Origin of the sequence: Sphingomonas sp. (assembly GCF_019242355.1) — a bacterium.
Lineage (GTDB): Bacteria > Pseudomonadota > Alphaproteobacteria > Sphingomonadales > Sphingomonadaceae > Sphingomicrobium.
Genome location: NZ_JAFAVR010000025.1, coordinates 1 through 11,840, shown reverse-complemented (window position 1 = coordinate 11,840; position 11,840 = coordinate 1). Strand labels below are relative to the sequence as shown.

Below are 11,840 nucleotides of genomic sequence, written 5' to 3'. Positions count from 1 at the left end.
CCGGCCACGTCTTCCCGCTGATCGCCAAGCCCGGCGGCGTGCTGGTCCGCGCCGGCCGCATGGTCATCATGGTCGACGACGAGGACCGCGAGAACGAGGGCGACCTCACCATGGCCGCCGATCTCGCCACCCCCGAGGCCATCAACTTCATGGCCCGTCACGGCCGCGGCCTCATCTGCCTGTCGCTGACCAAGGAGCGCTCCGACCAGCTCGGGCTGGAGCCGATGACCCGAACCAATCGCAGCCGCAACGAGACCGCCTTCACCGTCTCGATCGAGGCGCGCGAGGGAATCTCGACGGGCATTAGCGCGGCGGATCGTGCCCGAACCATTGCGGTCGCGATCAATTCGGCCAATGGCCCCGACGCGATCGTCTCGCCGGGCCACGTCTTTCCGCTGGTCGCGAGGCCCGGCGGAGTCCTCGTCCGTGCCGGCCACACCGAGGCCGCGGTCGACATCTCCCGCCTCGCCGGCCTCAACCCGAGCGCCGTCATCTGCGAGATCATGAGCGATGACGGCACCATGGCGCGGCTCGACGCGCTGATGGATTTCGCGCGCACGCACGGCCTCAAGATCGGCACGATCCGCGACCTCATCGCCTACCGGCTGCAGAAGGACCATCTCGTCGAACGCGTCGCCTCCGCGCCCTTTGCCGCGCGCAGCGGCGCCAAGTGGCAAGCCCAGGTGTTCCGCGACAAGGCCAGCGGCGAAGAGCAGCTCGCCCTCGTCTATGGCGCTCTCAACCCTGAAGAGCCCGTTCTCGTCCGCATGCACAGCCTCGACCTGTTCGCCGACGTCCTTGGCGAAGCAGGTCCGCGGGCCGGGATCTTCCACGGAGCGATGCAGGCGATCGAGGACCACGGCTCCGGAGTCCTCGTTGCCCTTCACGCCGCCGCGGCGGGCTCGCTGTCGCGCACCATCGGCCAGCGCTCCGGCAAGCCTGCCGAGGCCGGCGACGCGGTGCGCGGCTACGGCATCGGCGCCCAGATTCTCGCGGCGCTGGGCGTGCGCGACATGATCCTCCTTACCAACACGCATCATTCTCCGGTCGCGCTCGCCGGCTACGGCCTCGCGATCGTCGAGGAACGCTGCATTCCGGAGGCGAACTGACCATGGCGACCATCCTCATCGCCGAGGCGCGCTTCTACCCGCACCTCAACGACATGCTGCTCGCCGGCGCCCGCGCGGCGATCGAGGCGGCCGGCCACAAGCATGAGACGCTGACGGTGCCGGGAGCGCTCGAGCTTCCCGGGGCGATCGCCCTCGCAGCACGGAGCGGCCGTTTCTGCGCGTTCGTCGCGCTTGGGGTGATCATCCGCGGCGAGACCTATCATTTCGAGGCGGTCGCCAACGAAAGCGCGCGAGGCCTGATGGACCTGACCCTCCAGGGCTATGCGATCGGCAACGGCATCCTCACCGTCGAGAACGAGGAGCAGGCCCGTTATCGCGCCGATCCCCGGCGAGGCGACAAGGGCGGTGGCGCGGCCCAGGCGGCGCTGGCGTTGTTCGACGTGCGGCAGAAATACGCGCCCTAGTGCATCGCGTCGCTCCGCCGCTATGCGCGGCCCGTGACTAGTCCCGAGCCTCACCGCTTCGCCTTTCCGGCCCTTCTTCTCGGCAATGTCGCGTTGGCGTTCGGCCCGTGGCTGGTCCGGCTTGCCGACGTCGGGCCGGTGGCGGCGGGCGTTTGGCGCCTGACACTGGCGCTGCCCTTCCTGCTGATCGTCGGGAGGATCACCGGCCAGCCGCCGCGCTGGCCGAAGCGGGCGCTGCTCGTCACGGTCCTGGTCGCCGCGATCTTCTATGCGCTCGATCTCGCCAGCTGGAACGCCGGAATCCGAATGACCAAGCTCGGCAACGCGACTCTGTTCGGCAACAGCGGCAGCTTCGTCTTCGCCATCTATGGCTTGTGGCTCGCCCACCGGATGCCGACCACGCGGCAGAGCGCGGCGCTCGCGCTGGCCATCGGCGGAGCCGCGCTGTTGATGAGCAGCAGCTACGAACTCTCGCCCAAGAACCTCGGCGGCGACCTGCTGACCCTCGCGGCCGGGCTGCTTTACGGAGGCTACCTGATCTTCGTCGAGCGCGCCCGGACGGAGCTTCAGCCGATGCCACTGCTCATGCTCGTTACCCTGTTCGCGATCGTGCCCTTGCTGATCATCAGCGGCGCAACCGGCGAGCGCATCTGGCCGCACGACTGGACGCCGGTCCTCATCTTCGCGCTGTCGAGCCAGGTGCTCGGCCAGGGGCTTCTGGTCTATTCGATCGGCACCTTGCCGCCGATGATCGTCGGCCTCGCCTTGCTCACCCAGCCGGCCATCTCGGCGGTCATCGGCTGGATCGCTTATCGCGAGCGGCTGTCCGTGGCCGATTTCGTCGGCGCCGCGGCCATTGCCGCCGCCCTCGTGATTGTGCGCCTGCCGGAGCGGGGCTTGCGTGCCCGTGCCAAGCAGCCCAGTTGACCCGCATGGACGATCCGAGTCCTCTCGAGCAACTGCGCCGCCGCCTTGCGCTCGCGGTCGGCGAGAATGCCGTATTCGATGGCTGGTCGCAGGCTGCTGTCGACAGCGCCGCGCGGCAACTCGGCATCGATCCGCTCCAGGCGCGGCTTGCCGTGCCCAAGGGCCAGGCGGCGATGATCGATCTCTATATCCAGGAAGTCGACCGGGCGCTCGACGCCTGGTTCACGCCGGAACGGCTCGCCGGATTGAAGATCCGTGACAGGATCCGCGCCTTGATCTGGCGTCGGCTCGAGATCATGGCTCCGGCCCGCGAGGCCGTACGACGCGCGCTCGCGATCCTCGCGATGCCACAGAACTTGCCGCTCGCGCTCCGCATCGGCTGGCGCACCCCGGACGTCATGTGGCGCATCGCCGGCGACACCAGCACGGACTTCAACCATTACACCAAGCGGATGACGCTCGGCGCGGTCTACGGCTCGACCCTGCTCGTCTGGCTGGACGACCAGAGCGAAGGGCTGGTCGACACCGCCGCCTTCCTCGACCGGCGAATCGACAATGTGATGAGCTTCGAGAAATGGAAAGCGGGCTGGCGCGGTTCTTCGGAGCGCCACCTTAGCCCCGCCCGCTTTCTCGGGAGGCTGCGGTATCCCCCTCGCTGAAATTACGGACAGCCATGCGCACATTTCCGTATGGAAATCTTAAGACGTTAATGATAATCAGTCGCAAGAATGAACGCGCCCTTCGATCCGGGGACCGTCCCTCTCGACGAGCTGGAGCTTGGCCGGCGGGCGCGCGTGCTGTCGATCGACTGGGGCGCGCTTGACGAAGGCGAGGCCTGTCGCCTCCGTAATTTCGGCTTTGACGAGGGCGTCGCGATCGAGCCTCGGCACCTTGGGCCATTCGGCCGCGACCCCATCGCGGTCCGGGTCGGCCGGATGACGGTCGCGATCCGCCGCCGCCACGCCCGCGCGGTCCGCGTCCTCCCGCTCGCCTAAGTGAACCCGCTCCCGCTCGTTGCGATCGCCGGCAACCCCAATGCCGGCAAGAGCGCGCTGTTCAACGCGCTCACCGGCGCCCGACAGAAGGTCGGCAACTATCCCGGCGTCACTGTCGAGCGGAAGGCCGGGCGCCTGACACTCGAGGACGGCCGACCGGTCGAGGTCGTCGACCTCCCCGGCTCCTACAGCCTCGATCCCGTCAGCCCCGACGAAGCCGTCACTCGGGATGTCCTGCTGGGCAAGCAACAAGGCGAGCGGCAGCCCGATGCCCTGCTGATCGTCCTCGACGCCTCCAACCTCGACAACCACCTCCGCTTCGCGCTCGAACTGATCGACCTCGGCCTGCCGACCGTCGTCGCGCTCAACATGGTCGACCTTGCCCGCCGCGACGGGCTCGAGCTCGACCAGGAAGCGCTCTCGCGTGAGCTCGGAGTGCCGGTGATCGAGACGGTGGCCGTGCGCCGCCGCGGCATCGCCGAGCTTCACGCCGCGCTCGATGACATGCTGTCGGCGCCTCGCTGCGGCGTCCATGTCGCCGTCAAGCACGATCTCCTCAACCTGCAGCGTCGCGCTCGTGACATTGCCAGCGCCGCGGTCGTCAGCGAGACGCCGGTCCGCCGCTGGACGCACCGGCTCGACGCTGTTCTCCTGCACCCGATCGCCGGGCCTCTCATTCTCGCCGCGGTCATGTTCGTGATGTTCCAGGCGGTCTTCTCCTGGAGCGCTGCTCCGGTCGCCTGGATCGCAAATGGGGTCGCCTGGCTGTCGGCCACGGTCAGCGCTGCGCTCCCGCCCGGCCTTCTGCGGTCGATGGTGGTGGATGGCGCGATCGGCGGAGTCGGGGCGGTCATCACCTTCCTTCCGCAGATCCTGATCCTCTTCTTCTTCATCCTGCTGCTCGAAGGCACCGGCTACATGGTCCGCGCCGCCTTCCTGATGGACAAGCTGATGCATGGTGCCGGACTTTCCGGCCGAGCCTTCATCCCGCTTCTGTCGAGCTTCGCCTGCGCCGTGCCGGGCATCATGGCGACCCGCACCATCGAGGACCCGAAGGACCGGCTGACCACCATCCTCGTCGCGCCGCTGATGACCTGCTCGGCGCGGCTGCCGGTCTATACCCTGATCATCGCCGCCTTCATCCCCGATCGCCGGCTGATGTTCGGGGTCGGCCTTCAGGGCCTCGTCATGTTCGGCCTTTACCTGTGTGGCATTGTCGGCGCGCTGGCCGCGGCCCTGGTGCTGCGTCGGGGAGTCCTCAAGGGGAGCAGCGGCGGCTTCATGATGGAGCTTCCCAAATACCAGCTCCCATCGGCTAAGGACGTCGTTATCGGCCTGGTCTCGCGCGCGCAGATCTTCCTGAAGCGCGCGGGCACGATCATCCTCGGCACCACCATTGTGCTTTGGGCACTCGCCAGCCTGCCTCAGGCCGCGCCGGGCCGGAAGCAGACCGACGTTTCCATCGCCGGCCATATCGGCGCCGCGATCGAAACAGTCGTCAGGCCAATCGGCTTCAATCGCGACATCGCCATGGCGCTTCTGCCGACGATGGCCGCGCGCGAGGTGGCGGTCAGCTCGATCGCCACCATCTACTCGATCGATTCGCCCGACGAGGCGAATGGCACCAGAGATCTCGAGAGAAAGCTCCGCGACGGCTGGCCGCTCCCGACCGCGCTCGCCTTCCTCGCCTGGTTCGTGTTCGCACCGCAGTGCATCTCCACCATCGCCGTCACCCGGCGGGAGACCAACGGCTGGAAGTGGCCGCTTTTCATGGTGACTTACCTGTTCGCGCTAGCCTATCTCGCGGCAGGAGCGACCTACTGGATTGCGGTCGCAGCGGGATTGTAGGGAGAGCAAGGTGGCAGGCAGCGTCAACAAGGTCATCCTCGTCGGCAACCTCGGCAAGGACCCCGAGTCGCGCAGCTTCGCGAACGGCGGCGAAGTCGTGAGCTTCAGCGTCGCGACGTCGGAGAACTGGAAGGACCGCAGCTCGGGAGAGCGCAAGGAAAAGACCGAGTGGCATAACGTCTCGATCTTCGCCGAAGGCCTCGCTCGAGTCGCCAAGAACTATTTGCGCAAGGGCTCCAAGGTCTATCTCGAAGGCCAGCTTGAGACCCGCAAGTGGCAGGACCAGTCCGGCAACGACCGCTACACCACCGACGTCGTGCTTCGGAACTTCAACAGTTCGCTGGTGCTGCTCGACCGCAACGAAGGTGGCGGCGCCGGCGCCGGCCGCGGCGGTGGCGGCTTCAACGCGGGCTATGACGAGTTCGGTGGTGGCGGTGGCGCTGGCGGCGGGTCCTCGCGCCCGCAATCGCGTCCGCAGCCGGCGGCGTTCGACAGCGACCTCGACGACGACGTCCCCTTCTAGGTCGTGTCGCCGCCCTTGCGGAGAGCGGCCAGCGCGGCGAACGGCCCGGCCTCACCCTCGCTCATCACTCCCGCCTCCTTCAGCGCGGCCTCCGCGCCCGCGCTTCTCGGATAGGGGTCGAGGCTGAGCGCCAGCGTATCGGCGATCGCTGCGCCGAGGTCGATCGTGCTGCCGTCGTGGAAGACCAAGTCGCAGTCCGCGGAGCCGAGCTCGACTTCTTCCTCTGACCGCCCGACCTCGGGCTCCGGCATGAACAGCAGGTCGAACGGCTCGTCGACATGCGCCGGCACCGGGTCGCCCGTCACGACGCAGCTTTGCTCCAGCGAGGCCAGCACGCGTCCGTGCGCTTCGACCGCCAGGCCCTTGCGGGACAGCACGGCATGGGCCTCCAGCCGCGCGATCCGCTCGATACCCAGCCGCTCGGCCGCCGCCCGCCGCTCGGCCTCCGATGCCACCAGGTCGACCCGATCGCCGTCGCGGATTTGCTCGATCCGCAGCCGGTGCGCGAAGTCGTCGCTCATCGAAGCCTCCCGTCGGCAAGTCCGGCGACATCCAGCGCCTTCAGCCTCGCCCACAGATCGTGCAATGCACGAACATTGTGCGACGCGGTCCCCGTGCCTGCCAGCCCCAGGCTGTCCACCGCCGCGCCGGCGAAGTCGTCCATTGCCACTGCCGCGCGCCATGATTCGACTCGGCGGCCGAGCGCGGACACCAGCTTGCGCACCTTCCGCCCCAGCCCCGGGTCGCCGAGCCCGAGCTCGCGATGCTCGGCTTCCATAACCGCGACGAACCGCTCGGTTAGTGCAACGCCGGCCGCGTCTCCCGGCTCGCCACCGCTCTCAAGCCGCACCAGGACCAACGCCGTCACCGTCGCAAGCACCGCGAATCGACCGTCAAGCGTGTCCGGCACTCCGCCGTCCGCATACCAGTGCGGCTGCCGCGCCTCGCGCGTGACCGCCGCGAACAGGTCCGCGCCGCGGGCCGGCCGATCCGTTAATCGCGGGAACAGGAAGCGGAGCATAGCGTGCCGTCGGCCTTGAAAGATGGTGCAAGCCTTGCGCCTGCGCCGAAGGCCGGGATATTGAGGCGGACGCGCCGGCAGGCAAGGGCGGCGGCGGTTTCCCCGTCCAGGGCTCAGCACTCAGGGCGTCCAGAAGAGGGTTCAATCGATGAAGCTTGCGCTGTTCAAATTCTCCCTCGCGGCCGCCGGCGTGGCGTTGCTTGCGGGCTGCGCAGGCGTCCGGGCGCACAAGGGTGCGGTCCTGGATCCGCAGCTGGTTGGCGCGATCCAGCCCGGCATCGACAACAAGGACTCGGTCGCCAAGACGCTGGGCCAACCGACCTTCGCCGGCCAATTCACGTCCAATGACTGGTATTACCTCTCTCGCGACACATCGGCCTTCGCGTTCCGCAGTCCGCGCGTCACCGACCAGACCGTGCTCCACGTTCGCTTCGACCAGGCTGGCAACGTCGCGGCCGTGGATCGCACGGGCAAGAACCTCGTCGCCAACATCGATCCGGCGAGTCGCCGCACGCCGACGCTCGGCCGCAAGCACGATCTCCTCAGCGAGATCTTTGGCGGTATCGGTGCGGTCGGCGCGCCTGGCGTGGGGAACGCTGGTTCGGGCGGTCCAAGCCACTGACCGGCGCCCGGCTGGGCTCGTTCGGCCAACTTCCTAGGCGAGCCGCTTTCCTTTAATCGCGGAACCATGACCGCGACGCCCGCTGGCATGACCTATGCCGATTATCTGAAGCTCGAGCAGCTGCTCACCGCGCAGCAGCCCTTGTCCGACCTTCACGACGAAATGCTGTTCATCGTCATCCACCAGACCAAGGAGCTGTGGATGAAGCAGATGCTGCACGAGCTCGCGCTCGCGATCCCGCTGCTTGGCGAGGACAGTTTCGCAGAGGCCTACAAGGCGCTTGCCCGGGTCAGCCGCATCCAGTCGGTGATGACCTTGTCCTGGGAGGTGCTCTCGACCCTGACGCCGGTCGATTACCTGGCCTTCCGTCACGTGCTCGGTACCTCGTCCGGCTTCCAGTCTGCCCAGTTCCGAGAGCTTGAATATCGGCTCGGCCTCAAGGATGCGGCCTATCTCGATCATTATGAGGCTGGCACCGAAGAGCGCCGCCGGCTCGATCTCGCGCTTCAGCAGCCGAGCCTCCGCGACGCCTCTCACGCGGCCCTTGAACGCTCGGGCTTCGACCTCGGCGACCGTTCGGTGGACTCAGTCGCTGCCGCGTGGCTCGAGGTCTACCGCGATGCCGACCGCTGGTTCGATCTCTACCAATTGGCAGAAAAGCTTATCGATCTCGACGACGCTCTGGCCTCATGGCGTCACAAGCACGTCCTCACCGTCGAGCGGATCATCGGCAACCGGGCGGGCACCGGCGGCTCTGCCGGCGCCTCCTATCTCCGCTCGACGCTCGACAAGCGCATCTTCCCCGAGCTGTGGGCGCTGAGGACGGCTCTTTGAGCGTCAAGGCGCTGTTCGATCGAAGCCTCTCGGCCGCGCCGTGCCGGCTCCACTTCGCCGCGCACAGCCATCATCTCTGGCCCGACGCAAGCTTTGACGGACAGCTCGAGGCCTGGGCCGACGCTGCCCGCCTCGCCGACGCCAAGTGGGACAAGGTGATGGGCGAGGTCTGGCCAGAAGCCCAGGCCCATGTCGCCCGCGAGCTCGGCACCGGCAATCCCGACGCCATCGTTTTCGCGTCCAACACCCACGACTTCCTGGTCCGCCTTTGGGCCGCCGCGCCGCGCCGAAACGGCGCAACGTTGCGCGTGCTCACGACCAGCGGCGAGTTCCACAGCGCTCGGCGCCAGATCGCCCGCTGGGTCGAAAGCGGCGATATCCAACTCGAACAGGTCGAAACCGAACCGTCGGACGACTTCGCTGACCGGTTGTTCGAGGCCGCCGCGACCGGCGAGCACGACCTGATCCTCGTCAGCCAGGTGATGTTCGGGACAGGCCGCATCTTCGATCAGATCGAACGGCTGGCGTCGCTTGCCCGGCCCCGCGGTCCATGGGTTGTCATCGACGGCTATCACGCCTTCATGGCGCTTGAGCGCCCGTTCACCGCGCCGGCCGCAACATCGGCTTTCTACCTTGGCGGCGGTTACAAATATGCAATGGCGGGCGAGGGGTGCGCCTTCATGCACGCGCCGGCCGGATTCGGCCCTCGCCCAGCGATCACCGGCTGGTATGCGGAGTTCGAGGATTTGAGCCTGCCACCCGGCAAGATCGGCTACGCGCCCGACGCTCGCCGCTTCCTTGGCGCGACGTTCGATCCGTCCGCGCTCTACCGCTTCAACGCCGTCCAGCGCATGCTCGCGGACAATGGCCTGACGACGGCCCGGATTTCCGAGCATGTCGCGACCCTGCAGAGGCAGCTGCTCGAGCAACTCGGCCGAACTCCGCTCGCCAACGCCGAGCTCCTCAATCCCGTCGATCGGGCCAAGCCGGCTCACGCGCGCTTCCTAGCCTTTTGCGACACGCGCGCGAAGCAATGGCAGGAAGCCCTCGCCGCACGCGGCTGCGTCACCGACGTCCGCGGCGATGTCCTCCGAATCGGCTTCGGCATCTATCAGGATGGGGCTGATGTCGACCGCCTAGCCGATCTTCTGGGCACTCTCTAACTATCTGAACAACAAAGAAATCTGACGTTCAGGCGAGTGCGATAGACCGATGCTTCACGTCGACTGTCGACGGAACGACAGTCGCGGCGGACCGTTGGCTCGCGCAAGAAGGAGATTTCACCATGACGAAGGTCATGCTCATTGCCGGCGTTTCGGCGCTGGCCGTTGCGGCTCCGGCCGTTGCCGGTCCCCGCGATCATGGCGATCGCGGCGGTGGCCGGCCGAACAACGGTCCCGCCTTTGCCGCGCAGCGCCCTGAGCGGGCGCCCGCGTATCGGATGCAGGCGGCGCCCCGCCTGGAACGTGCGCCGATGCAGCGCCAGGCGATGCAACGTCAGGCCATCCAGCGCGAGGCCATGGCGCAGCGCCAGTCGATTCAGCGCCAGCGCAACGAACAGCGGCAGGCCATGGTCCAGCGGCAGGGCCGCTTGACGCAGCAGCGCAACCGCCAGCGTGAGGCGATGGTTCAGCACCAGGCGAAGGTCCAGCACCAGGCGATGGTGCAGCATCAGGCGAAGGTCCAGCATCAAGCCATGGTCCAGCGTCAAGCGGTCCAGCAGCGCAATCAGCGCCAGGCCATGATGCAGCAGCATCAAGCCCTGCAGCGGCAGCGCGTCCAGCAGCAGCAACAGCAGCAGGCGCGGACGGCCGAGGTCCGGCAGCGTCAGCAGCAGGCTCGCGCCAACCAGCAGCAGGCTCGCGCCAACCAGATGCAGGCGCGCGACCGGATGCTCGCCGACCGCCAGGCCATGGCCGAAAACCGCATGACCCAGGCGCAAATGGCGGCGCGTTTCCAGCGCCAGCGCGCCGCGCAATATGCCGGCCTGCCGCAGCGCCAGCTAGTGGCCAACTATGCACCGCGCTACGCAGCCTATGCCCGACGCGAGATGATCGCTCCCGCTCAGGCCATGCAGCTGATTGGCGTCCCGGTCTCGCGCGCGCCCTCCTATGCCCGCCTCGCGGCGCTTCCGGCTTCGCTGCGCTATCTCTATCCGGACACGCCGGACAGGTATTACCGTTATGGCGACGGCTATATCTACCAGGTCGATCGCAGCAACGACGTCATCGACTCGCTGCTGCCGCTGGTCGCCGGCGGTTTCGTGCCCGGGATGACGTTCCCGTCCGCCTACATGAATAGCTACGTCCCGGCCTCGTACGGGTTTGACAGCTTCTATCCGGACACCCCATACGCGAACTACCGCTACCTCGACGGCAACGTCTATTCGCTGGACCCGGCTTCGGGTGCGATCGAGGACGTGATCCCGACTTATGCCTACGGCTATGGCGTGGGGCAGATGCTGCCCGCAGGCTATGGCTATTACAACGTGCCGAGCCAGTACCGGAACCTTTACTACGACACGTCGGACTATGAGTATCGCTATGCGCCGGGCGCGATCTACCAGGTCGATCCGGGCTCCCAGCTGATCACCGGCGTTGCGTCTCTGCTGTCGCCCGGCCTTGCCGTCGGGCAGCCGCTGCCGGCCGGCTATGGCATGTACAACGTGCCGATGGCCTATCGGTCGACCTATTATGACACGCCCAACGCCTGGTACCGGTACAACAACGGCTACATCTACCAGGTAGACCCGACGACGCAGCTTGTTACTGCTGTCGTGAGATCGCTCCTCGCCTGAGGAGCGGGCGTTCGAACAGGGAAATCGAGGGAGGCTTGATGAACAGGATAGCGCTCATGCTCGGCGTCGGGGCCGCGCTCATTGTCGGCGGGTGCGGCCAGGGCGGCGGCGGCAACGATGCCAGCGGCCAGACCCCGGCGGCGACGAAGGCTGCTGGCGGCCAGACGATCGCGGCCGGCCTCCCGGCCAACGGCCAGTTCATGGCAGCGGCCAAGGCCGCCGGGATCGACAAGACGCTTGCCGGGCCGGGGCCCTATACCGTCCTCGTTCCTGATGACGCGGCCTTCGCCAAGCTGCCGCCGGGCACCATCGGCAATAATGCCGACCCGCAGCAACGGGCCAAGATCACGAGCATGCTCACCTACCTGATCCTGCCGGGCACGGTGCTTGCCGCCGACATCGGCAAGACCATCGACAATGCGCACGGCAAGGCGGTCATCATGACGGTCAGCGGCCAGACCCTGACCGCGTCGAAGGAGGGCGATGCGATCACCCTGACCGACGGCTCAGGGAACGCTGCTCACATCACTAAGGCGGACCAGCAATTCTCGAACGGCGTCGTGCACCAGATCGACGCCGTGCTGATGCCGCCCGCGCCCACGAGCCAGGGCACGCCAGCAAAGTAGGGACGCCCCGCCCGATCGGCGCAAACAGCCACTTCACCGCGCGTGAAGGCTCGCTATAGTGATCCGACAGCGTGTCTGATGGGGCGAACGGGCGATGAAGGCGACGATTGAGC

Annotated in this window: 15 protein-coding genes; 12 read left to right on the top strand and 3 right to left on the bottom strand. The window is 67.2% G+C overall.

The features are described from left to right. The first annotated feature begins 17 nt into the window (after window positions 1–17). The 7 genes from ribB to ssb all read left to right on the top strand — a co-directional run bounded on the left by ribB (window position 18) and on the right by ssb (window position 5,827). The gene (ribB, locus tag JOZ79_RS01025) at window positions 18–1,109 is read left to right on the top strand and encodes a 3,4-dihydroxy-2-butanone-4-phosphate synthase (protein WP_294069372.1); all 1,092 of its coding nucleotides are present in this window, start codon (window positions 18–20) and stop codon (window positions 1,107–1,109) included. A 2-nt stretch (window positions 1,110–1,111) separates the two neighbouring features. Beyond that, window positions 1,112–1,534 (top strand): 6,7-dimethyl-8-ribityllumazine synthase, encoded by a 423-nt coding sequence (gene ribH, locus JOZ79_RS01020; protein WP_294069370.1) that lies wholly within the window; start codon window positions 1,112–1,114, stop codon window positions 1,532–1,534. A 33-nt stretch (window positions 1,535–1,567) separates the two neighbouring features. Then, on the top strand, window positions 1,568–2,461 hold the full coding sequence (locus tag JOZ79_RS01015; protein ID WP_294069367.1) for a DMT family transporter: 894 nt from the start codon (window positions 1,568–1,570) through the stop codon (window positions 2,459–2,461). Between the two features lie 5 nt (window positions 2,462–2,466). Then, on the top strand, window positions 2,467–3,120 hold the full coding sequence (locus JOZ79_RS01010; protein ID WP_294069365.1) for a COQ9 family protein: 654 nt from the start codon (window positions 2,467–2,469) through the stop codon (window positions 3,118–3,120). 69 nt (window positions 3,121–3,189) lie between these two features. After that, window positions 3,190–3,456 (top strand): FeoA family protein, encoded by a 267-nt coding sequence (locus JOZ79_RS01005; protein WP_294069363.1) that lies wholly within the window; start codon window positions 3,190–3,192, stop codon window positions 3,454–3,456. Next, entirely contained in the window at window positions 3,457–5,304 is a 1,848-nt protein-coding gene (locus JOZ79_RS01000; protein ID WP_294069361.1) for a ferrous iron transporter B, read from the top strand. A 10-nt stretch (window positions 5,305–5,314) separates the two neighbouring features. Then, on the top strand, window positions 5,315–5,827 hold the full coding sequence (gene ssb / locus JOZ79_RS00995) for a single-stranded DNA-binding protein (protein ID WP_294069358.1): 513 nt from the start codon (window positions 5,315–5,317) through the stop codon (window positions 5,825–5,827). On the opposite strand, the gene JOZ79_RS00990 is transcribed toward ssb, so the two are convergent. Continuing rightward, window positions 5,824–6,348, bottom strand: a complete 525-nt coding sequence (locus JOZ79_RS00990; RefSeq protein WP_294069356.1) for a DUF177 domain-containing protein — start codon at window positions 6,346–6,348, stop codon at window positions 5,824–5,826. The genes ssb and JOZ79_RS00990 overlap by 4 nt on opposite strands. Continuing rightward, complete coding sequence (locus JOZ79_RS00985) at window positions 6,345–6,848, bottom strand: ubiquinol-cytochrome C chaperone family protein (protein ID WP_294069354.1); 504 nt, start codon at window positions 6,846–6,848, stop codon at window positions 6,345–6,347. Before JOZ79_RS00985 ends, JOZ79_RS00990 begins: the two co-directional genes overlap by 4 nt. A 148-nt stretch (window positions 6,849–6,996) precedes the next feature. Here JOZ79_RS00985 and JOZ79_RS00980 point away from each other — a divergent pair, with 148 nt between their 5' ends. The 3 genes from JOZ79_RS00980 (at window position 6,997) to JOZ79_RS00970 (ending at window position 9,467) form a co-directional block, all read left to right on the top strand. Then, window positions 6,997–7,470, top strand: coding sequence for an outer membrane protein assembly factor BamE (locus tag JOZ79_RS00980; protein ID WP_294069352.1), 474 nt, complete (start codon window positions 6,997–6,999; stop codon window positions 7,468–7,470). Between the two features lie 66 nt (window positions 7,471–7,536). After that, on the top strand, window positions 7,537–8,304 hold the full coding sequence (locus tag JOZ79_RS00975; protein ID WP_294069349.1) for a tryptophan 2,3-dioxygenase: 768 nt from the start codon (window positions 7,537–7,539) through the stop codon (window positions 8,302–8,304). Further along, a complete protein-coding gene (locus tag JOZ79_RS00970) occupies window positions 8,301–9,467 on the top strand; it encodes an aminotransferase class V-fold PLP-dependent enzyme (protein WP_294069347.1) in 1,167 nt (388 codons plus the stop codon). The genes JOZ79_RS00975 and JOZ79_RS00970 overlap by 4 nt, the downstream gene beginning before the upstream one ends. On the opposite strand, the gene JOZ79_RS00965 is transcribed toward JOZ79_RS00970, so the two are convergent. Then, window positions 9,464–10,282: a hypothetical protein gene (locus JOZ79_RS00965; RefSeq protein ID WP_294069345.1), complete on the bottom strand. Its 819-nt coding sequence runs from the start codon at window positions 10,280–10,282 to the stop codon at window positions 9,464–9,466. The two genes, JOZ79_RS00970 and JOZ79_RS00965, sit on opposite strands and share 4 nt — an antisense overlap. Between JOZ79_RS00965 and JOZ79_RS00960 the strand changes: the two genes are divergently transcribed. Together JOZ79_RS00960 and JOZ79_RS00955 are read left to right on the top strand one after the other, a co-directional pair. Further along, window positions 10,247–11,101, top strand: a complete 855-nt coding sequence (locus JOZ79_RS00960; RefSeq protein ID WP_294069343.1) for a hypothetical protein — start codon at window positions 10,247–10,249, stop codon at window positions 11,099–11,101. The genes JOZ79_RS00965 and JOZ79_RS00960 overlap by 36 nt on opposite strands. Window positions 11,102–11,139: 38 nt before the next feature. After that, complete coding sequence (locus JOZ79_RS00955; protein WP_294069341.1) at window positions 11,140–11,727, top strand: fasciclin domain-containing protein; 588 nt, start codon at window positions 11,140–11,142, stop codon at window positions 11,725–11,727. Window positions 11,728–11,840: the final 113 nt, after the last annotated feature.